Origin of the sequence: Dechloromonas sp. ZS-1, from assembly GCF_039649255.1 — a bacterium.
GTDB lineage: Bacteria > Pseudomonadota > Gammaproteobacteria > Burkholderiales > Rhodocyclaceae > Azonexus.
Genome location: NZ_JBDIYD010000008.1, coordinates 103,384 through 123,546, shown reverse-complemented (window position 1 = coordinate 123,546; position 20,163 = coordinate 103,384). Strand labels below are relative to the sequence as shown.

At 62.0% G+C, this 20,163-nt stretch carries 19 protein-coding genes; 11 read left to right on the top strand and 8 right to left on the bottom strand.

The genetic code is table 11. The features are described 5' to 3' along the window. Positions 1-8: 8 nt before the first annotated feature. Complete coding sequence (locus tag AACO21_RS11800; protein WP_346192716.1) at positions 9-1,118, bottom strand: diguanylate cyclase; 1,110 nt, start codon at positions 1,116-1,118, stop codon at positions 9-11. Then, entirely contained in the window at positions 1,118-2,113 is a 996-nt protein-coding gene (locus AACO21_RS11795) for an oxidoreductase (protein WP_346192726.1), read from the bottom strand. Before AACO21_RS11795 ends, AACO21_RS11800 begins: the two co-directional genes overlap by 1 nt. 146 nt (positions 2,114-2,259) lie before the next feature. On the opposite strand from AACO21_RS11795, the gene AACO21_RS11790 reads away from it, so the two are divergent. From AACO21_RS11790 to AACO21_RS11780, 3 genes are all read left to right on the top strand, one after another. Then, the gene (locus tag AACO21_RS11790; protein WP_346192715.1) at positions 2,260-2,766 is read left to right on the top strand and encodes a C40 family peptidase; all 507 of its coding nucleotides are present in this window, start codon (positions 2,260-2,262) and stop codon (positions 2,764-2,766) included. Positions 2,767-2,903: 137 nt separating this feature from the next. Next, positions 2,904-3,908 (top strand): Fe(3+) ABC transporter substrate-binding protein, encoded by a 1,005-nt coding sequence (locus tag AACO21_RS11785; protein ID WP_346192714.1) that lies wholly within the window; start codon positions 2,904-2,906, stop codon positions 3,906-3,908. A 72-nt stretch (positions 3,909-3,980) separates the two neighbouring features. Beyond that, entirely contained in the window at positions 3,981-4,796 is an 816-nt protein-coding gene (locus tag AACO21_RS11780) for a hypothetical protein (protein ID WP_346192713.1), read from the top strand. A gap of 25 nt (positions 4,797-4,821) precedes the next feature. Here AACO21_RS11780 and AACO21_RS11775 read toward each other — a convergent pair whose 3' ends face one another. Beyond that, positions 4,822-6,465: an iron ABC transporter permease gene (locus AACO21_RS11775; RefSeq protein ID WP_346192712.1), complete on the bottom strand. Its 1,644-nt coding sequence runs from the start codon at positions 6,463-6,465 to the stop codon at positions 4,822-4,824. A 29-nt stretch (positions 6,466-6,494) separates the two neighbouring features. Here AACO21_RS11775 and AACO21_RS11770 point away from each other — a divergent pair, with 29 nt between their 5' ends. From AACO21_RS11770 to AACO21_RS11745, 6 genes are all read left to right on the top strand, one after another. Continuing rightward, positions 6,495-7,586 carry an ABC transporter ATP-binding protein gene (locus AACO21_RS11770; protein ID WP_346192711.1) on the top strand — a complete coding sequence of 364 codons (1,092 nt, stop codon included), beginning with the start codon at positions 6,495-6,497 and terminating at the stop codon, positions 7,584-7,586. Between the two features lie 15 nt (positions 7,587-7,601). Then, entirely contained in the window at positions 7,602-8,312 is a 711-nt protein-coding gene (aat, locus tag AACO21_RS11765; protein WP_346192710.1) for a leucyl/phenylalanyl-tRNA--protein transferase, read from the top strand. A gap of 2 nt (positions 8,313-8,314) precedes the next feature. After that, positions 8,315-9,064, top strand: a complete 750-nt coding sequence (locus AACO21_RS11760; RefSeq protein ID WP_346192709.1) for an arginyltransferase — start codon at positions 8,315-8,317, stop codon at positions 9,062-9,064. Continuing rightward, positions 9,061-9,738, top strand: a complete 678-nt coding sequence (locus AACO21_RS11755) for a YbaY family lipoprotein (RefSeq protein ID WP_346192708.1) — start codon at positions 9,061-9,063, stop codon at positions 9,736-9,738. The genes AACO21_RS11760 and AACO21_RS11755 overlap by 4 nt, the downstream gene beginning before the upstream one ends. A gap of 56 nt (positions 9,739-9,794) precedes the next feature. After that, positions 9,795-11,075: an HDOD domain-containing protein gene (locus AACO21_RS11750; protein WP_346192707.1), complete on the top strand. Its 1,281-nt coding sequence runs from the start codon at positions 9,795-9,797 to the stop codon at positions 11,073-11,075. A gap of 113 nt (positions 11,076-11,188) precedes the next feature. Continuing rightward, on the top strand, positions 11,189-13,054 hold the full coding sequence (locus AACO21_RS11745) for a potassium transporter Kup (protein ID WP_346192706.1): 1,866 nt from the start codon (positions 11,189-11,191) through the stop codon (positions 13,052-13,054). A 154-nt stretch (positions 13,055-13,208) separates the two neighbouring features. Here AACO21_RS11745 and AACO21_RS11740 read toward each other — a convergent pair whose 3' ends face one another. The 5 genes from AACO21_RS11740 to AACO21_RS11720 form a co-directional block, all read right to left on the bottom strand. Beyond that, positions 13,209-14,429 carry an ABC transporter permease gene (locus AACO21_RS11740; protein WP_346192705.1) on the bottom strand — a complete coding sequence of 407 codons (1,221 nt, stop codon included), beginning with the start codon at positions 14,427-14,429 and terminating at the stop codon, positions 13,209-13,211. Between the two features lie 49 nt (positions 14,430-14,478). After that, positions 14,479-15,177, bottom strand: coding sequence for an ABC transporter ATP-binding protein (locus tag AACO21_RS11735; RefSeq protein ID WP_346192704.1), 699 nt, complete (start codon positions 15,175-15,177; stop codon positions 14,479-14,481). After that, a complete protein-coding gene (locus AACO21_RS11730) occupies positions 15,177-16,382 on the bottom strand; it encodes an efflux RND transporter periplasmic adaptor subunit (RefSeq protein WP_346192703.1) in 1,206 nt (401 codons plus the stop codon). The genes AACO21_RS11735 and AACO21_RS11730 overlap by 1 nt, the downstream gene beginning before the upstream one ends. Continuing rightward, positions 16,379-17,779 carry a TolC family protein gene (locus AACO21_RS11725; RefSeq protein ID WP_346192702.1) on the bottom strand — a complete coding sequence of 467 codons (1,401 nt, stop codon included), beginning with the start codon at positions 17,777-17,779 and terminating at the stop codon, positions 16,379-16,381. Before AACO21_RS11725 ends, AACO21_RS11730 begins: the two co-directional genes overlap by 4 nt. A gap of 63 nt (positions 17,780-17,842) precedes the next feature. Then, positions 17,843-18,328 carry a hypothetical protein gene (locus AACO21_RS11720; protein WP_346192701.1) on the bottom strand — a complete coding sequence of 162 codons (486 nt, stop codon included), beginning with the start codon at positions 18,326-18,328 and terminating at the stop codon, positions 17,843-17,845. 132 nt (positions 18,329-18,460) lie between these two features. Here AACO21_RS11720 and AACO21_RS11715 point away from each other — a divergent pair, with 132 nt between their 5' ends. Continuing rightward, complete coding sequence (locus AACO21_RS11715; protein ID WP_346192700.1) at positions 18,461-19,504, top strand: quinone-dependent dihydroorotate dehydrogenase; 1,044 nt, start codon at positions 18,461-18,463, stop codon at positions 19,502-19,504. A 72-nt stretch (positions 19,505-19,576) separates the two neighbouring features. After that, positions 19,577-20,161: an electron transport complex subunit RsxA gene (gene rsxA / locus AACO21_RS11710; protein WP_346192699.1), complete on the top strand. Its 585-nt coding sequence runs from the start codon at positions 19,577-19,579 to the stop codon at positions 20,159-20,161. The last annotated feature ends 2 nt before the right edge of the window (positions 20,162-20,163 follow it).

Here is a 20,163-nt window from a genome sequence, read left to right as displayed (position 1 = left end):
CGAGTAAGTTATGGAATATCCCGTTCCTTCAAGCGGCGTTCGACCTCTGCCAGCGGCAGGGTCAACCCGAACTCCTCGTCGAGCAATTTGAGCAGCGGCAGACACTGCCGCCCCAGATTGCCCAGATGCGGACGAACCGCATCACCCCGGCCTGCGTTCAGCAGTTCCAGGGCGTGATGAAGGGACATCGGCTTGGGCGAACGTGTCTCCCCTCCCGCTACCAGCCGATTTCCCCCCGCGGCATGAGCAGCAGCCATGCGCTGCCCCGCCAGATCCAGCAAATTACCCGCAGAGTGCACAGCGTCGCCCGGCACACCCGCCAAGCCCACACTCACCGTCACCGCCACCCGTTCGTTGCCCGCCTTGATCGGCGTCGCTTCGACCGCCTGACGCACGCGCTCGGCAAAGGTTGCGCAGGCCGCCAGCGACGTCCCCGGAGACACGATGGCGAATTGCCCCGTGCCGAAATGCCCCAGGCTGTCCTCCTGCCGAATTTTCCCTTTCAGCAATTGAGAGAAACGCAAGCCCACCATCGCAGACTGCTCTTCGCCCAAACGCTCAACCAGCGACTCGAAACCGTCAAAACCGAGCACCATCACACTCAGTTCGATGCCATGTCGAGCCGACTGCGACAGCGCCTGCGCCGCCTGAAGCTCAAGATACTTACGGGTAAACAACCCGCTCTGTGTATCCTGAACCGCTGTGGCACGCGCCCCCTCGAGCGACTCGCGGACGCTGTCCAGCGTGACCAGATTTTTCAGGCGCAGCACGATCTCCGGGGTTACGCCACCGCGCAGCAGAAAATCCGACACACCCAAGGCTTGCGCGCGCGAACGCACCTCATCCGCATCGGCCTCCACCAGAAACACCACCGGCATCTGGCGAAGCCGGCGCAATTTCGAAGCCCGAATACGTTCCAGCAACTGAAAACCATCCATGCGCGGCAGGTCGGTTCCTGCCACGACAATCCGGATCGACTGATCCAGCACCAAGGCCTGCCAGGCAGCCTCGCCATCCCCCTCCTGGCGAACGTCAAATTCGCCATGCAGACAGGCATCCAGCGCAGCGCGCAACGCGCGCGCGCCATCCACGACCAACACCCGCGGTGCGGCAGCCATCAGGCGCCCCCGATCTCCACAACCACGCGCCCCTTGGCCTTGCCGGCCAGGTATTCGTCAAACAGCGCGGGGAGCGACTCGAAAGCCACCTTGCGCGACATCCGCTCAAGATGAGGCGGGCGCAGGTCTGTCGCCAGGCGCTGCCAGACACCGGTGCGATAGGGTTCGCGGATATAGCCGGAGTCGACACCCAACAAGGAAACGCCACGCAAGATAAAAGGCATCACCGTGGTATTGAGCTTCATGCTCGAAGCCAGACCGATACTGGCAATGGTGCCGCCCTGCAGCATCGTGCTGGCAATCCAGGCAAGAATATCGCCCCCCAGATTGTCGACCGCACCCGCCCAACGCCCACTGTCCAGCGGACGGATCTTGCTCAGATCCAGATCCTGACGCAGCAGGATTTCCGCCGCCCCCAGGCTGCGCAGATAATCGCTCTCACTCTCTTTCCCGGTCAGTGCGACGACGTGGTAGCCCCGATGCGCCAGCATATCCAGGGCCAAGCTGCCTACACCGCCGGTCGCGCCATTGACGATCACCGGCCCTTTTTCGGGGGAAAGCCCATTTTCTTCCATGCGCACGATGCCGAGCGCAGCCGTGAAACCAGCCGTCCCCAGCGCCATGGCGTCATACAAGGAAAGACCGTCCGGCAGGGGAACAACCCAATCTGCCGGCACACGCGCATATTCGGCATAGCCACCGTGGTGGGCGACACCGATGTCAAAGCTGGTTGCGATCACCGGATCGCCGGCCTTGAAGCGCGGATCGCGGCTCTCAACGACCGTACCGGAGAGATCGATACCGCCGACACACGGGAAACGGCGGATGATCTTGCCGGCCCCGGTTGCAGCCAGGGCATCTTTGTAGTTCACGCTGGAATAGGCAACCCGGATCGTGACCTCACCGGGATCGAGACGCGATGCATCCAGCTGCACAAAGCTGTTGTGCACCTTGCCATCCGTCGTTTCGATCAACAATGCCTTGAAGGAATCCATCATCCTTGCTTCTCCTCTATGATTAGAATTGTATTCATAATTACGAATTATGAACATAGTTAACAACGTGGTTGGATGGCGCTTGAGCGCGAACACATCTTGCAAATGGTTTACAAACAAGCGTTTTTGAAATAAATTCGGAGGCTATGCAAAAAGTTCTAGCCCCCCTCCTGCTCGCAGCCGCCCTGATTGGCGGCGGCATCGGCGCCTCTGCGGCAGCCGAACAGGTTCGAAAGGAAGAACCGCAGCAATCCTTCCTCGAACGTTACACCAACGTCGCTCAGGATGTCATCCTGCAAGGCCTGAAGCTTGTCGGCGTCCGCTACCGCTTCGGTGGCAATGACGAAGACAGTGGCCTGGACTGCAGCGGTTTCGTCCGCCTGGTCTTCAAGGACACCATCGGCACCTCCCTGCCGCGCACGGCGCGCGAGATGAGCGAGATGGGTCAGAAGATCGATACCAGTCAGCTGAAACCCGGCGACCTTGTGTTCTTCAACACCATGCGCCGCACTTTCTCGCATGTGGGTATTTATCTCGGTGACAACCATTTCCTGCATGCCCCGCGTACGGGTGCAGAAGTACGTATCGAGAACATGGACAGCAGCTACTGGATGAATCGCTATAACGGCGCCCGCCGGATCATCGATAACTGATACGGATTCAACCTGGCAAAAAATGCGGCTCCTTGCCGCATTTTTTTCGCCCCGTTTCAATAACGTTTCTCATTTACATTTGAAATTCTCTTCGCTACACTGCCCGACCATTCCTGACTCGTTGTTCACAGACCGCCATGAAACTGAAACTGAGCATCGCTGCACTGGCTTTTACCGCATTGGGCGCCCAAGCGGCCGAACTGAATCTGTACTCGGCCCGTCATTACCAGACCGACGAAGCGCTGTACGCCAATTTCACGAAGCAGACCGGGATCAAGATCAATCGTATCGAAGGCAAGGAAGAAGAACTCCTCGAGCGCATCAAGAATGAAGGCGCAAACAGCCCGGCCGATGTTTTCCTGACCGTGGATGCGGCACGCCTGGCCCAAGCCCACGAACTGGGTCTTTTTGCACCAGTGACTTCCAAAGTGCTGGAAACCCGTATCCCCGCGCATTTGCGCACTGATGACTGGTTCTCTTTCTCGACCCGTGCGCGCGTCATTGTCTTCAACAAGGCAAGTCTGAAAGCAGACGATGTCCAGAACTATGACGATCTGGCTAATCCGAAGCTGAAGGGCAAGCTCTGCTCACGTTCAGGCTCCCACCCCTACAACCTCTCGCTGCTCTCCTCGATCATCGCCAATCAGGGGGAAGCCAAGGCGGAAGAGATCGCACGGGGCATGGTGAGCAATTTTGCCCGCGCACCGAAGGGTGGTGACACGGATCAGATCAAGGCTGTCGCGGCGGGTGAATGCGGTGTCACGATCTCGAACACCTACTATGTTGCCCGCCTCATGCGGTCGACCAAGCCGGAAGACCAGAAAACCATGGAAAAAATCGGGGTCGTCTGGCCGAATCAGAAGACCACCGGCACCCACATCAACGTCTCTGGCGGCGGCATGCTGAAGCACGCACCGAATAAAACTGCCGCCGTGAAGTTTCTCGAATACTTGGTTTCGGATGATGCGCAACGTTATTTTGCCGATGGCAACAATGAATGGCCGGTGGTCGAGAGCGTGAAAGTGGCCAATCCGGCATTGGATACGCTGGGTAAATTCAAGGCCGACAAACTGCCGGTCAAAAACCTCGCCATGTACAAAGCCAAGGCTCAAATCATCTACGATCGCGCCGGCTATAAATAAGCTGCCCTCTTCCTAACCCCCCTGCAATGGCATATCCTTCCCGGGATATGCCATTTTCGCTTCTGCAACACCATGTCCGGAAACAAATACACACAAAGCAAGTTGATCGACGCCATCCGCAACGCCTCCCTCTCTGGCGTCATTGAAGCACTGGATCGCGGCGCCGATATTGAAGAAGCGGATATGCACGGCCAGCGTGGCTTGCCGCTGCGGACAGCCTGCTTTGTCGGCAACCTCGCCATCATTCGTGAGTTGGTCGCGCGAGGCGCGGACATCAATGCAGCCGGCAGCGACGGCCCCTGTGCGCCATTGCGTCTGGCCATCCGCTGTCGACATCATGGCGTTGCGGCCCTCCTGATCAAACAAGGCGCCATCATTCCGGAAGGTCTCTCACTGAATCAGGACATTCTGGCTCAGGTCGACGCCTTAGACGCGCCCCCCGTGATTTTCGAGGCCCCAAGTCTGCCGGAAGAAAGTTTCAGAACGCCCGCCAGCCCCCCCCCGACGCGTGAAGAAACACCGCTCGACCTTGATGTGGACGCTCGCCCTGCGGACAGCATGGGAACCGAAACCCGCATGCTGACCATGGACCTGCTGCGGTTCAATGAAAGTGACGAGGAACATGCACTCCCGGAACGCAGGCCAGCCGTGGATTTTCCTGCGGAAGCACCCGCTGATTCAGATACGGAACATGTACTGGATCTCGATCTGGATGCCCGCCCGGCCAGCAGCTTTGGGACGGAGACCCGCATGCTGACCATGGATTTGCTGCGTTTCAACGATGACGAGGCCAACAACGCCCCCGTTCCTGAACGTCAGCCGACCGCCGCACCGGAAGTGCTCCACCCGGACATGCTCGAATTCGAGCCCGGTCTTTACAAGAAATAAATCTGGCCCGGCTGACCGGCAGCGCTCAGCTGCCGCCCCGCCGGGAAGCCGCAATCTGGCGCGACAAGGCGATCAGGGGCAGCAGCCCCACGGCCACAATGGCCAAAGCCGCCGTCGATGCTTCCGCCAGACGTTCATCCGAGGCCAGGGTATAGGCCTGCGTTGCCAGGGTGTCAAAATTGAAGGGACGCATGACCAGGGTGGCAGGCAGTTCTTTCATGACATCCACGAAAACCAGCAGACCTGCCGTCAGCAAACTTCCCCGCAGCATCGGTGCGTGCACGCGACGCAACGTCTCGCCCTGGCGATAGCCCAGACAGCGCGCAGCATCGTCCATATTGGACGTGATTTTGGCCAGACTGTCCTCAACGGTATGCAACGCCACCGCCAGAAAGCGCACCAGGTAGGCATAGACCAGGGCGGCAATGCCCCCGGTCAGGATCAGGCCGGGATTGTAGTCAAACCATGCCAGCCACTGCGCTGCCAGCCAGTTATCCAGGCGCGTCACCGGGATCAGCACCCCCACCGCAATTACCGCCCCCGGTACGGCATAGCCGAGACCGACCAGGCGATTCAGGCCCCGCGCCAGCGGGCGTTTGGACAAACGCGCCCCGTAGGCCAGCAGCACAGCCAGTAGCACGGCGATCGCTGCGGTGATCCCCGCCAACATGAAGCTGTTCCGCGACAAAATCAGGAAACGTTCGCCAAACTGCGCATCGCCCTCGGTCAACGCCATGCGGAGCAGCAAAATGGCCGGCAGGACAAAACCAATCAGAAGGGGCAACAGACAGGCGAACAGCGCGACCAGTGCGGCCGGGCCATTCAGCCTGGCGCCGGCCATCGGGCGGTTGCGGCCGGTGGTGTTGTGGTAGCGTGCCCGCCCGCGGGAAACCCGCTCTATCATCAGCAGGAACAACACGAACGCCAGCAGCATCGCCGCCAGTTGGGCAGCCGCCACGCGGTCACCCAGCGAGAACCAGGCCCGATAAATTCCGGTGGTGAAGGTGTTCACGGCAAAGTAAGCCACGGTGCCGTAATCCGCCAAGGTTTCCATCAGCGCCAGCGCAACCCCGGCCACGATGGCCGGACGCGCCAGCGGCAAAGAAACCCGGAAAAAGGCCTGCCAGGGGCCCATGCCCAAAGTCCGGGCCGCTTCCAGCATGCCGCTCGCACGCTCCAGAAAAGCGGCACGTGCCAGCAGGTAAACATAGGGATACAGGACGCACATGAACATCAGCATCGCGCCCGGCAAGGTGCGCACATCCGGAAACCAGTAATCGCCGTAAGACCAGCCAAAGGTATCGCGCAGCCAGGTCTGCACCGGCCCGACGAATTGCAGGAAATCGGTATACACGTAGGCCAGCACATACGCCGGCATGGCCAGGGGCAGGACGAGCGCCCATTCAAAAAAGCGACGCCCCGGAAAATCGTGCATGGCCGTCAGCCACGCCGTGCTGACACCCATCAGGGCAATTCCGGTTCCCACGCCTAAACACAGCAAGGCCGAGTTCAGGATGTACTCCGGCAACACCGTCTGTGAAAGATGGGACCAGGTGGCGCTGGTGCCACCGACAAAGAGGTTGAGACCGACGCTGGCAACCGGCAGCGCAGCCAGCACGGCAACGGCGATGCAGACCAGCAACAGGGGAGAAAGGGTATGTGCGCGCATGATGTGAATGCGAATTATAATCGAGCGCCATGGCTCAACTTGAACTCATTGAAGTCGTCCAGCGTTATGGACGCCACACCATCGTCGACGGCGTCAATTTCAGCCTCGAACCCGGCCGCATCGCCTGCCTGCTCGGCCCCTCTGGCTGCGGCAAGACAACCTTGCTGCGCTGCATTGCCGGATTTGAGGAAATTGCCGGTGGAGAAATCCGTCTGCACGGACAGGCCGTGAGCACCGCCAGACAGCGCGTCGCGCCCGAACAACGCCGCATCGGCATGGTATTTCAGGATTACGCCCTCTTCCCCCATCTGACGGTCGACCAGAACGTGGCTTTCGGCCTGCGCAACCTGCCACAAGAAGAGGCCAGCCTGCGCGTCCGCCAACTGCTGGCCACGGTCGGCCTGCACGGCCAGGGCGATAAATTTCCGCATGAACTCTCGGGCGGCCAGCAACAGCGCGTGGCCCTGGCCCGGGCGCTGGCGCCACGTCCTGAGCTGATTTTGCTCGATGAACCGTTTTCCAACCTCGATGTCGGTCTGCGCGAGCGTCTCTCGGTCGAGGTACGCGACATCCTGAAACGCGAGGGCTCCACCGCCATTCTGGTCACCCATGACCAGAACGAAGCCTTCGCCATGGCCGACGAGATCGGCGTCATGTATGAAGGCAAGATCCAGCAATGGGACGTGCCTTACAACCTGTATCACCGCCCCGCCAACCGTTTCGTTGCCGACTTCATCGGTCAGGGCGTACTGGTTCCCGGCACCGTCGAACCGGACAACGCCGTGCGCATGGAACTGGGCGTCCTCACCTCCGACACGCCGGTCGAGTGCAATGAAAGTTGCACCGAGTGCGACTGCGGCTGCGAGGTCGACATCCTGCTGCGCCCGGATGACATCGTTCATGACGATGCCAGCGAGGTCCAGGCGGAGGTCCTGAACAAGGCGTTCCGGGGTGCAGACATCCTCTACACCCTGCGCCTGGCGAGCGGCAGCGAAGTGTTGTCGCTGGTGCCTTCCCATCACAACCATGCCCTCGGCGAAAAAATCGGCATCCGCCTGGATGCCGACCATGTCATCGCCTTCAAACGCGGCGCCGACTGCGCCTGCGACCACGCAGACTGAGCGGTCAACGCGCGGATGCTGCCTTTTCTTGAGCCGGAAGACCCTTTCCCGCCCTTGACCGGCATTCGCGATGATCTGGGCGGCCTTCTCGCGATCGGGGGGGGCCTCGCCCCGACGCGCCTGCTCGACGCTTACCGCCAAGGTCTGTTTCCCTGGGGGACGCTCGAAGAAGGCTATCCGCTCTGGTATTCGCCCGACCCGCGGATGGTGCTTGTCCCTGCGGCCTTCAGACTCACCCGCTCACTGCGCAAAACCTTGCGTCAAGGCGCCTTCGAGGTACGCTTCGACCAGCACTTCGCAGGCGTCATCGATGGCTGCGCCCAAACACCCCGTCCCGGTCAGCCCGGCACCTGGATCTCCGCCGAGATTCGCGCCGCCTATCTGCACCTCTTTGAACTCGGTTGGGCACACTCGGTCGAAACCTACATGCACGGTGAATTGGTGGGCGGGCTCTATGGCCTGGCCATTGGCCGGATGTTCTATGGCGAATCGATGTTCTCGCGCCGCACCGATGCGTCCAAGATTGCCTTTGCCCATTTGATCCGTCAGTTGCAGCACCGGGGAATTGAGATGATCGATTGCCAGATGAAGACCGATCACCTGGCCAGCCTCGGCGGCCAGGAAATCAGCCGTGCCGACTTTTTGGCCCGCCTGACGGCGTTGACCGTCGGCGCCGCACAACCGGGCCCGCGCTGGCAGCGCGCCGATCTCGATCTGGAGTGGTAAGCATGGCCTTGCCCGACGATGCCGATCTGCCCTATTCCCTGCTCCAGTTTTACGCCACGGCGTCCTATCCGTGCAGCTACCTGCCGGACCGCGAAGCCCGTTCGCAGGTTGCAGCCCCGGCCCACCTGATCGACAGCACCCTCTACAGCAGCCTGATCCGCAACGGCTTCCGGCGCAGCGGCCTGTTTACCTATCGCCCGCACTGCGACCACTGCCAGGCCTGCATTCCCGTCCGCATTCCGGTTGCCGAGTTCACCCCGGACCGCAGCCAGCGCCGCGCCCTCAAGCGCCATCAAACCCTAAGCGGGCACGAACTGCCGCTGCGCTTCAATGACGCGCACTACGCGCTCTACAACCGCTACCAGCAGGCCCGCCACCCCGGCGGCGGGATGGATGACGATAACCGAGAGCAATACGACCAGTTCCTCCTGCAAAGCCGCGTCGACACCCGCCTGGTCGAGTTTTCCGAGGCCGGCAGTCTGCGCATGGTCAGCCTGATCGACATCCTCGATGACGGACTGTCCTCGGTCTACACCTTTTTCGACCCGGATCTCCCCCGGAGCAGCCTGGGTGTGTACAACATTCTCTGGCAACTGGCCCAGTGCCAGGCCCTTGGCTTGCCCTACCTGTATCTCGGCTACTGGATTGCAGAAAGCAGGAAAATGGCATACAAATCAAGGTTTCGCCCACTTGAAGGCCTGATCGATGGTCGCTGGCAGCCTCTGCCGGCCATCCCGGCCGATCCCGCATGACACGTTCCTTCTCCCGCTTCACCACACTCGCGCTGCTTGCCCTGACCTCACTCCCCCTCGCTCATGCCGGGGAACGCCAGACCTATGCCTGCGACAACGGCAGCCGTCTCGAACTCTCGTTTTCCGAGGATGCCGACGGTCGACCGCAAGCCACCCTCCATTTTGCCGATGGCGACATCGTGCTCCCGGCCGTACCGGCAGCGTCCGGCGCACGCTATCGGCGCGATCCGATCACCCTCCATACCAAGGGCAGCGAGGCCATGATCGAGGACGAAAAAGGCAACCTGCGCCGCTGCCAGCCGGCGGCCAGCGCACAACCTGCCGCCGCCAGCAGCTTCCTTGAGGTTGGCGGCAGCGTTCGCTATCTCGCCCGCATCGCCCTGCCCCCCGATGCCATCCTCGCCGTCCGCATTCAGGACACGGCCCGTGCCGATGCGCCGGCCCGGACGCTGGTCGAGCAACGCTACGAGTTGAATGGCGCCCAGCCGCCCATCCCCTTCTCGGCGACGGTCGACCGTGATTTACTGGGCAAAAAGGGCAAGCTGACCGCGAGCGCACGCATCACCCATCGTGGCCGCCTGCTGTTCATCAGCGATCGCAGCTATCCCCTGCTTCAGGATGGTCAGCCGGTTGCGGTAGACATGGTGCTGCGCCCAGCCTCAACCAAACACTGACCGCACGCCCATGAGTTTTCTGAAACGAATTTTTGGTGGGCTCTTTGGCGGCGACAGTGCAGCGCCCGCCGCCACCACGCAACCCAGCACAGCGCCGGCCGCCGTCCGTACGCCCCCTGCCGCCCCGCCGCCCGCCGCCCGCCGCCCCCAAGCTGTTCATCGGCTGGAACGAGATGATCGATGCGCAAGGTGGGATCGGTGGCTACCGCTTGTTGCCCCGCACCCTGAACCCCGGCCAGCGCATCACCGGCCCGGCCCTGCTCGATGCGCTGACGCGGGAACAGGCTGCTCGCTACGCCGAGACCCGGCCCCTGCTCCTCCCGCTGACCCTGGCTCAGTGGCAGGAAGCCGACTTCAAAACAGCGGTGGGACGCCAGACCTTCATCCTCATCGAGGATTTTCCTGAACTCGATACAGCCACGCAGCAGCAACTGACTCAGCATATCCGGGGCTGCGGTGCCAAGTTGGTCGCTCCGCGGCGAATCGATCAGGCGCCGCTGCCCTGGGACGTCGATGCGCTGCTCATCGATTTCCATGCCGAGCCGCTCACCCAGCTCGAAAGCGTGGTGCGCACCGTCCGCCAGCAAAACCCGGCCCTGCGCCTGTTCATGACCGAAGTGGCCTCCTGGTCGGAACACCGCCTTTGCCGCAATCTGAATGCTGATTTCTGCCTGGGCGACTTCGCCACCACCCGCGATGAACAAGCGCCGGCCGGCCGCATCAGCGAAAGCCGGATGGTGGTCATGGAGATGCTCAACCAGCTCCGTCAGGAGAGCGACCCGGGCGCCCTCGCAGCGACAGCCATGCGCGACCCGGCCGTGGTCGTCAAGCTGATCGATATGGCCAACTCCCCCGTCTATGGCCTGCCGCGCAAGATCGCCCGCCTGGAAGAAGCGCTCATGCTGCTGGGCAGCGACGCCCTCTACCGCTGGCTATCCATCGCGCTTTATCACCTGGATGCCAACAGCGCCCGTGACCGGACCATTCTGGTTCTTTCCCTGTGCCGTGCCGGCCTCCTCGAAAGCCTGCTGCGCGAACGCGACAAGCGCAGTGCCGACGAACTGTTCCTGCTCGGGCTCCTTTCCCTGCTCGATGTCATGCTTGGCGTCCCGATGCCGGCCCTGCTCGCGAATCTCCGACTGCCGGAAAAAGTCACCCTTGCCCTGCTGCGCAACGAAGGCGCCTACGCGCCTTACCTGCAGCTGGCGATCGCCCTCGAACGCTGCCGCCTCGACCATGCGGTCATTCTCGCGGCGAGTTTGCAGATCAGCCCCGCCCATCTGGTCGACTGCTACCGCGAAGCACTGAGCTGGGCGAGCGCCGAAGCAAATCATTAAACTGCACGGGGTTATTTCCCGCACTGCAACAAAGTGCTAGATTGCTCGGTTAGATAGCCTGCATGACAGGCTACGACCGACAACAACAGGGGTGTTCCACCCCGGGGGGAATCATGCAGTCTCATTCCAAGCAGGCGCTGCCGGCCATCACGGTCGCCGCCATTGGGGTTGTGTTCGGCGACATCGGGACCAGCCCGTTGTACGCCCTGAAGGAAATCTTCAACGGCCACCACCCGATTCCGGTCACGCCGGACAATATCCTGGGCATCCTGTCCCTGGTCTTCTGGGCCATCATGGTACTGGTCTCGATCAAGTACGTAGCCATCATCATGCGCGCCGACAATCGCGGGGAAGGCGGTTCGCTGGCCTTGCTCGCCCTGGTCACGGAACATGCCAAAAACCCCCGCCTGACCTGGGTCATCACCCTGCTCGGCATCTTTGCCGCCGCCCTGTTCTACGGTGACAGCATGATCACCCCGGCCATCTCGGTCCTCTCCGCCGTCGAAGGGCTGGAAATCATCACCCCGACGCTCAAGCCCTACGTGATCCCGATCACCCTGATCATCCTGACCGGCCTGTTTTTCATCCAGAAGCGCGGCACAGGAACCGTCGGCCTGTTTTTCGGACCGGTCATGGTGGCCTGGTTCGGTATTCTGGGCACGCTGGGCATACTGGAAATCGTCCATAACCCGAGTGTGCTGGCCGCCCTGAATCCGGCCTATGCCGTGCATTTCATCGCCAGTCACCCGGGCCTCGCCTTTCTGGCCCTGGGCTCGGTCGTCCTCTCGGTCACGGGGGGCGAGGCGCTCTATACCGACATGGGGCACTTCGGTCGCTTTCCGATTCGTCTGGCCTGGTTCAGCTTCGTAATGCCGGCGCTGGTCCTCAACTATTTTGGCCAGGGTGCCCTGCTGCTGGCCGAACCGGAGGCCATCGAAAGCCCCTTCTTTCACCTGGCCCCCGACTGGGCCTTGATCCCGATGGTCATCCTGGCCACCCTGGCCACCGTGATCGCCTCGCAGGCCGTGATCTCCGGCGCATTTTCAGTGGCGCGCCAGTCGATCCAGATGGGTTTGCTGCCGCGCATGCAGATCATCCACACCTCCGGCAATGAAGAAGGCCAGATTTACGTCCCTTTCACCAACTGGACGCTCTACCTGGCCGTGATGGCCCTCGTGGTCGGCTTCAAGAACTCGTCCAACCTGGCGGCCGCCTACGGCATCGCCGTCACCGGCACGATGCTGATCGACACCATCCTGGTCGCCTTCGTGATGGTCCTGATCTGGAAATGGAATCGGCTGCTCACGGGGATTGCCGTGTTCCTGCTCCTCGCGGTCGACATTGCCTTCTTTGCAGCCAATGCCATCAAGATTCCGGAAGGCGGCTGGTTCCCGCTGGCCATGGGTCTGGTTTCCTTTACCGTGCTGACCACCTGGAAACGTGGACGTACGCTGGTCTCCACCGAAATGGCCAAGCAAAGCATCCCGATGGAAGATTTCATCAATGCCATCGATGGCGTGCATCGCATTCAGGGGACGGCCGTGTTCATGACCAGCTCCAAGGAGGGCGTGCCCGCTGCCTTGCTGCACAACCTGAAGCACAATCAGGTGCTGCATGAGCGCGTGGTGCTCGTTACCGTGCAGACAGCCGATGCGCCTTACGTAAACGATTTCGACCGTATCTTCCTGCACCGCATGGGCAAGGGTTTCATGCGCGTCATCGTGCGTTACGGTTTCATGGAGAGCCCGGACATCCCGAGTGTGCTGGAGCAATGCAAGCGCCATGGCGAGCGTTTCGACATCATGGAAACCACCTTCTATCTGTCGCGCGAAACCATCATCCCCTCGTTCAACAAGAAGATTTCGCCCATGCGCGCCCGCCTGTTTGCCGTGATGTCCAAAAATGCGACCAGCGCCAGCGACTTCTTCAAGATTCCGACCAACCGGGTGGTCGAGCTGGGCACGCAGCTGGTGATTTGAGGCCGTACGGCGCACCGGAATGCGACACCATGTCGCATTCCCAAGGCGCGCTTCAGCCCATAGACTGCTCCCTACCAGACAACGCGCCCCTGTGGCGCCCTGCTTCCGGCCCGCTGCGCGCAGCGGGCTTTTTTTTGCTGCTGATTTTTAGCGTTTATTGATAGCGCAGGGCTTCAATCGGATCGAGGCGCGCCGCCTTGCGGGCCGGATACCAGCCGAAGAAGATGCCGACCGTCGCTGCAACGGCAAAGGCAACCAGGGCCGAACTCCCGGAAATGACCACCACCATGCCGGTCACGGCATTGATGGCCAGCGCGATGCCCAAGCCGAGCAGCAGGCCAAGCAGGCAACCGGCAAACGAGATCATCACAGCCTCCAGCAGGAACTGGGTCAGGATATCGCGCTGCCGTGCGCCAATCGCCATGCGGATGCCGATTTCGCGGGTCCGCTCCGTGACCGAGACCAGCATGATGTTCATGATGCCGATCCCTCCCACCAGCAGCGAAATCGACGCAATCGCACCGAGCAGGATGGACATCGTGCGCGTGGTTTCCGCCTCCGACTCGGCTGCGGCCGACAGATTGCGCATGAAGAAATCGTCCGGCTGCCCATCGCGCAGGCGATGTCGCTGACGCAACAGCGCCGTCACGCTGTCCATGGTTTTCTGCATATTGTCGGCCGCATCAGCCTGCACCATGATCATCCGCACCGAGCCCAGAAAGGGCGTGCCGAACACCTTGCGCTGCGCCGTGGTGAGCGGAATGATCACCGTATCGTCCTGATCCCGGCCATCGAGGTTCTGCCCCTTGCTGCCCAGCACGCCAATCACGACAAAGGGGTTCTGCTGGATGCGCATGGTCTTGCCGACCGGATCATCGTCGGCAAACAGGTTTTCCGCCACGGTCTTGCCGATCAGGGCGACCCGCGTAGCCGAACGCACATCGGAGTCACCGAAGGCCGCGCCTTTGACGACGGTCCACGCCCGCGCATCGAGGTATTCCGGCGTTGTCCCGATCACCTGCGAACTCCAGTTCTGCGAACCATAGACCAGTTGCCGCGAGCCCTGATGGGTCGGCGCCACATTGGCCACCCCATCCAGTTCAGCGATGGCATTGGCGTCGCTGACATTGAGTGTCGGCGCCCCGGCCGAGCCACTGCGCACACCGGCGGTGGTGAACGAACCGGACAGCACGATGAAAAGATTGGAGCCCATGGTGCTGATCGTCTGTTGCACCGCGTACTGCGCGCCCTGGCCGATGGCCATCATGATCACGACGGCCCCAACGCCGATGACCATGCCCAGCATGGTCAAGGCGGTACGCAGGCGATTGGCGCCCATGGCCAGCCAGGCTTCGCCGAGCATCGGACGGATCATCGCGTGCCTCCCGACGGTCGACGGCCCGGAAGCGGCCCAATCCGGCGGCTCATGATGCCGCTCCGGTCAGACGGTCACTGACGATCTGGCCATCGAGAAAACGCACCTGACGCTTGGCGTGATCGGCAATATCGGGCTCATGCGTCACCAGGACGATGGTGATCCCCTCTGCATTCAAATCACCAAACAGGCGCATGATTTCCTCGCTGGTATGGCTGTCCAGATTGCCGGTCGGCTCGTCGGCCAGAATCAGCTGCGGCGTATTGACGAGGGCCCGGGCAATCGCGACACGCTGCTGCTGGCCGCCGGAAATGCGGTTGGGCAGGGATTCGGCATACTGTCCGAGGCCGACCCGGGCCAGCAAGTCACGGGCCCGGGCGCGGCGGGTTGGCTGATCGACCCCGGCGTAGACCAGCGGCAGGGCCACGTTGTCCTGCAGGCTCATGCGCGGCAGGAGATTGAAGCCCTGAAAGACGAAGCCGAGCGTCCGGTTGCGGATATGCGCCAGCGCATCGGGCGCCAGTTGCGCGACATTCTGTCCGGCCAGGAAATAATCGCCGCAGGTCGGCGTATCCAGACAGCCGAGCAGGTTCATGAAGGTCGACTTGCCCGAGCCGGAGGGGCCCATGATGGCAATGTACTCCCCCCGCCCGACGGTCAGATCCACTCCTTTCAGGGCCGGGAATGCGCCGGCCGCCGTGTTGTAGGATTTCCCGAGGCCGGCGACGCGAATGACCGCTTCCGTCATCAGAACATCCGCATGCCGACCGAGGACGGCTTCTTGTCACCGTTGCTGTTCTCACCGGTCACGACCCGAACTCCGGCCTTCAGCTCGCTGCTGACGACCTCGGTGTTGCGGTTGTCGGTGATGCCGAGTTGGACGCTCACGGGCTTCAAGCCCTCGCCCTCAACCACATAGACCGTCCCGCTCTGGCCATCGCGCTTCTTGCCTTTGCCGCCGCCCGGCGCACCGGCTTGTCCGGCGGTCGACGCCGATTTTTCGGCATTTTCCGTTTTCTTCACAGCCCCGTCCGCAGGCTTGAAACGCAGGGCGGCATTGGGCACCAGCAGCACCTTTTCGCGCTTCTGGACGCCGATATTGACGTAGGCCGTCATGCCCGGCAGCAAGTGCAGATCCTCGTTTTCGACCGCAATCCGCACGTTGTAGGTGACCACATTCTGCTGATTGGTCGGATTCAGACGAATCTGGTGCACCTGCCCGGTGAATTGCCGGCTCGGGAAGGCGTCGACCGTAAAGCGGGCCTTCTGGCCTTCACGGATATTGCCGATATCGGCCTCGGCGAAGCTCGTATCGATGGCCATCTTGGAGAGATCCTGGGCAATCTGGATCAGGGTCGGGGTCTGGAAACTTGCCGCCACGGTCTGCCCCACATCCACCAGACGGGCCACCACGACGCCGGAGACCGGCGAGGTGATCACCGAATAACTCAGATTGACCTGATCCTTGTCTGCCGCAGCCCGCGCCTGGGCCAATTGCGCTTGCGCGGATTTCAGGGCCTGCGCGGCCTGATCGTAGTCCTGGCGGGACACATATTCCTTGTCGAGCAGCGCCTTCATGCGGGCCTCGTTGGCCTTGGCCAGATCGTGGCTGGCCTGCACGTTACCGACATTGGCCTGGCTCTGACGGGCAATCGTCTGCAACAGGGATTGATCGAGCTCCAGGAGTTTCTGACCGGCCTTCACCTTGTCGTTGAAATCGACATACAGCTTGCGTACCGTCCCCGAAACCTGGGTCCCCACATTCACCAGCACGAGCGGGTTGAGGGTGCCGTTGGCCGAAACGGTCTGGGTCACGTCGCCCTGCTCCAGGGTGGCGAATTTGTAACGGGTTTCCGGGTCAGCCGCCTCACGCTGCTTGGCATACCAGACACCGCCCGCGGCCAGCGCCACGAGCACGCCGCTGCCGATCAGGAATTTGCCGAGATGTTTCATGGTTGTCCTTCTTGTCGTCCGGGCAGCAGCGTCTCGTCGAGCGCCCCGACCGCCTGGGCCAAGGCGGCCCGATAGAGATTCCAGTCCAGCTCCGCCTGGATGCGCTGCTGACGCGCGCTGGCCAAGGCACTTTGCGCGGCGAGCAGATCAAGCACCGTTCCCACGCCCGCCTTGTAGCGCCCCAGCGCCACCTGTTCGGACTGGCGCGCGCTGGCCAGCAGATCCGCCGTGGTCTGCAGGCTCTGGGTCGCCGTCGCCAGGCTTTGGTAGGCTTTCCAGACATCCAGGGCGACCTGCTGGCGCAAGCGATCCCGCTGGGCGGCACGCACATCGACCTGGGCGCTGGCCGCACGCACGCGATAGGTCCGGTCAAAACCGGTAAAGAGCGGCACGTTCAGGGTCAGGCCGACGTTCCCCCCGCGCGTCACCACGCCGCCGAGATCCTGCCAGTTCGGGCCCGCGCCCAGGGAAACCGTCGGCATACCTTGCGCCCGCGCCAGATCGACGCTCGCTTCAGCAGCCCGCAACTGGGCTTCAGCCGCCTGCAGATCGGGACGCACACGTTGCGCTTCGCGGATCAGGGCATCGACTTCCCGCTGGAAAATGGCCGCTTCCGGCAGGTCGACCGTCGGGGCCAGTTGAATCGTCGTATTGGCCGGCAAACCCAACGCGTAGGCCAACGCCCCCCGTGCATTGCGGGCGTCGCCTTCGGCCCGGATACGGGTCAGCGTAGCCTGCGACAAGGCTGTCTGGGCTTGCAGGCGATCCGCCGGGGTCGCCACGCCCACGCCATAACGGGCGTCCGCCGCCCGAAAGCTCTCGAGCGCTGCCCGCTCACTCTCCCGCGCGGCAGCCACCACGGCCTCTGTCGCGTGGGCGGTATAAAAGGCCTGTACCGCACTCAGCAAGACCGCCTGCAGCGTCGCATCCTGCGTTGCCAGGGCTGCCTTCAGCAATGCCTCGGCATTGGCCTGGTTGGCCGAACGCTGGCCGGCGTCAAACAACAGCCAGGAAAGGGACAGCGACGCTGTCCGCTGATCGTAGTCACGGTTCTGGGTCAGCACACGCGTCTGTTGCGCCTTGCCATCCAGTGTAGGCAGCCAGGCGGCCTGGGCCGAACCGAGCGCCGCCGCCTGTGCCCGTGCCGCAGCCCAGGCTTCGCGCGTTTGCGGGTGCGTGCACAGGGCCAGATCGACCGCATCGATCAGATTCAAGGGGGCAGAGGAAAGCCCGTTCGGGCACTGAACCGCACCGGCGCCATCGCCCAGGCTGCCGCTCATGCGCAAGGGCGGCACACGCGCGGCCGTGGCAAAGGGATCCGCCAGATCGGCCCGCGCCATCGAGGCAGCGGCCAACGCGACAAGGCACAGAGGGAAGAAAAAAGTATCCGGCTTCATGGTAGCCGGCAGTTTAACGTTTCTGCCTGGAGAAACGCTGTTACAAAGTGTTGCTGAGTACGCTCAGCGCGAACGACGTGCCGCTTGCAGGGCATCCGCTTCCAGCACCTGGGTATCCAGATGACTGGGGCGTTCCAGATGAATTTCCTCGACGGCGGCATGATGCGCCTGAGCATCCTCCTGGGCGGCATGACCGTCACGGAAGGCAATCCATTGGGCGACGGTCACTTCCTGCTCGCTGAGCCCGGTCTGCATGCCTGCCGGCACCACGGCCCCCAGTTCAATCAAGGTGCGGACCACATCGACCTTGTTGCCGCGCACGGCCATGGCCAGCGGCGCCGTCGGCGCAGCGTTATCCGGCATATTCACGCGCACGCCCCGCTTTGCCAGTTCGCGGACGATGGTGACATGCCCGAGAAAGCAGGCCATCCCGATGGCCAAACCCGCCTCCATCTCGTCCGCCAGCGAGGCGCCGCCATCCAGGGCAGCACACACATCGGCAAGACGACCGGCACGGATGGCCTTGAGCAGATCGGGAGGAGCACTCATCAGAGAAATCGGGAATCGGGTTGGAATGGCGCCGATTTTAGCACCCGTGCAGTGCCAAATCTGTAAAAAACAGTGCCAAGCCAGTCATTTGAGGCTGCCAGCCCTCCCTGCCGTGAGGTAAAATATCGGGCTATGCTCTATCCACTCATCCGCAAATTTTTCTTCGCTCTCGATGCTGAAACGGCGCACGGCGTCGGTATGCGTGGCATCGACCTCCTCAATTCAGCCGGGCTTGCCGGACTGCTGGCCAAGCCGGTTGCCGCCTGTCCCGTCGAGGTCATGGGCCTCAAGTTCCCCAACCCCGTCGGCCTCGCCGCAGGGTTGGACAAAAACGGCGACCACATCGACGGCCTGGCCCGCCTGGGCTTCGGCTTCATCGAAATCGGCACCATTACCCCGCGCCCCCAGGACGGCAACCCGCGTCCGCGCCTGTTCCGCATCCCGGAAGCCCAGGGCATCATCAACCGCATGGGTTTCAACAATGCTGGCGTGGATCGCCTGCTGGAAAACGTCCGCGCGGCCGAATTCCCGAAAAAAGGCGGCATCCTCGGCATCAACATCGGGAAGAACGCCACGACCCCGATCGAAAACGCGGTCGACGACTACCTGATCTGCCTAGATAAGGTCTACAACGACGCCAGCTACGTGACGGTGAATATTTCCTCGCCAAACACGAAAAACCTGCGCGAACTGCAGAAGGACGAGGCGCTCGACGACCTGCTCTCCCAGTTGAAGGCACGCCAGCTTCAGTTGGCTGACAAGCACGGCAAATATGTGCCGATGACCCTGAAAATCGCGCCGGACCTCGACGACCTGCAGATCACCGCCATCGCGGATGCCCTGCGGCGCCATCGTTTCGACGGCGTGATCGCCACCAACACGACGCTCGCCCGCGACGCGGTGGCCGGCCTGCCCAATGCAGATGAAACAGGGGGCCTGTCAGGAAAGCCGGTTTTCGAACCGTCGACCGTCGTCCTCCGCAAGCTGTCCGCTGCCCTGGCCGGCGAACTGCCGATCATCGGGGTTGGCGGCATTCTGGGCGGCGAAGATGCCGCCGAGAAAATCCGTGCCGGCGCCAGCCTGGTCCAGTTTTACAGTGGCTTCATCTACCGCGGCCCTGACTTGGTCAGCGAAGTGGCGGATACGCTTGCTAATCTGATGCGAAAAAACAAATAAGCCCATAAGCCGGGCGCGGTTGTTGCCGCCCCGGCAAAGCCGGATAATCACGGCTTATTGCCAGTCAAATCCATGAGTCATTATCTATTCATCCTCGTCGGCGCGGTGCTCGTCAATAACGTCGTGCTGGTGAAGATCCTCGGTCTTTGCCCCTTCATGGGCGTTTCCAAGAAACTGGAAACCGCCTACGGCATGGGTGCCGCAACGACCTTCGTGCTGACCATGGCCACGGGGGCCAGCTACATCATCGATCACTTCCTGCTGATGCCTTTCGGCCTGGAGTATCTGCGTACGCTGTCCTTCATCGTCACCATCGCCGCCATCGTCCAGCTGACCGAAATGGTCATTGCCAAGACATCCCCGGCCTTGCAGCAAACGCTCGGCATTTATCTGCCGCTGATCACCACCAATTGTGCCGTGCTCGGCGTACCGCTGCTCAACATCGCCAATGGCTACAACTTCGTTGATTCCCTGCTCTTCGGCGCCGGCAGCGCCGTCGGTTTCTCGCTCGTGCTGATCTTGTTTGCCGGCATTCGCGAGCGTATCGAAGGGGCAGATGTGCCTGTTTATTTCCGCGGCGTGGCCATCGCCATGGTCACCGCCGGTCTCATGGCCCTGGCCTTCATGGGCTTCGCCGGCCTGGACAAGTACCAGTAATG

What these genes read in the sequence shown, in the direction of transcription:
- AACO21_RS11745 (WP_346192706.1), top strand. Translation starts at nt 11,189, where the DNA reads ATGCAGTCTCATTCCAAGCAGGCGCTGCCGGCCATCACGGTCGCCGCC.
- AACO21_RS11780 (WP_346192713.1), top strand. Translation starts at nt 3,981, where the DNA reads ATGTCCGGAAACAAATACACACAAAGCAAGTTGATCGACGCCATCCGC.
- aat (WP_346192710.1), top strand. Translation starts at nt 7,602, where the DNA reads ATGCTGCCTTTTCTTGAGCCGGAAGACCCTTTCCCGCCCTTGACCGGC.
- AACO21_RS11715 (WP_346192700.1), top strand. Translation starts at nt 18,461, where the DNA reads ATGCTCTATCCACTCATCCGCAAATTTTTCTTCGCTCTCGATGCTGAA.
- rsxA (WP_346192699.1), top strand. Translation starts at nt 19,577, where the DNA reads ATGAGTCATTATCTATTCATCCTCGTCGGCGCGGTGCTCGTCAATAAC.
- AACO21_RS11775 (WP_346192712.1), bottom strand. Translation starts at nt 6,465, where the DNA reads ATGCGCGCACATACCCTTTCTCCCCTGTTGCTGGTCTGCATCGCCGTT.
- AACO21_RS11790 (WP_346192715.1), top strand. Translation starts at nt 2,260, where the DNA reads ATGCAAAAAGTTCTAGCCCCCCTCCTGCTCGCAGCCGCCCTGATTGGC.
- AACO21_RS11740 (WP_346192705.1), bottom strand. Translation starts at nt 14,429, where the DNA reads ATGATCCGTCCGATGCTCGGCGAAGCCTGGCTGGCCATGGGCGCCAAT.
- AACO21_RS11725 (WP_346192702.1), bottom strand. Translation starts at nt 17,779, where the DNA reads ATGAAGCCGGATACTTTTTTCTTCCCTCTGTGCCTTGTCGCGTTGGCC.
- AACO21_RS11770 (WP_346192711.1), top strand. Translation starts at nt 6,495, where the DNA reads ATGGCTCAACTTGAACTCATTGAAGTCGTCCAGCGTTATGGACGCCAC.
- AACO21_RS11720 (WP_346192701.1), bottom strand. Translation starts at nt 18,328, where the DNA reads ATGAGTGCTCCTCCCGATCTGCTCAAGGCCATCCGTGCCGGTCGTCTT.
- AACO21_RS11785 (WP_346192714.1), top strand. Translation starts at nt 2,904, where the DNA reads ATGAAACTGAAACTGAGCATCGCTGCACTGGCTTTTACCGCATTGGGC.
- AACO21_RS11760 (WP_346192709.1), top strand. Translation starts at nt 8,315, where the DNA reads ATGGCCTTGCCCGACGATGCCGATCTGCCCTATTCCCTGCTCCAGTTT.
- AACO21_RS11795 (WP_346192726.1), bottom strand. Translation starts at nt 2,113, where the DNA reads ATGGATTCCTTCAAGGCATTGTTGATCGAAACGACGGATGGCAAGGTG.
- AACO21_RS11800 (WP_346192716.1), bottom strand. Translation starts at nt 1,118, where the DNA reads ATGGCTGCCGCACCGCGGGTGTTGGTCGTGGATGGCGCGCGCGCGTTG.
- AACO21_RS11730 (WP_346192703.1), bottom strand. Translation starts at nt 16,382, where the DNA reads ATGAAACATCTCGGCAAATTCCTGATCGGCAGCGGCGTGCTCGTGGCG.
- AACO21_RS11755 (WP_346192708.1), top strand. Translation starts at nt 9,061, where the DNA reads ATGACACGTTCCTTCTCCCGCTTCACCACACTCGCGCTGCTTGCCCTG.
- AACO21_RS11735 (WP_346192704.1), bottom strand. Translation starts at nt 15,177, where the DNA reads ATGACGGAAGCGGTCATTCGCGTCGCCGGCCTCGGGAAATCCTACAAC.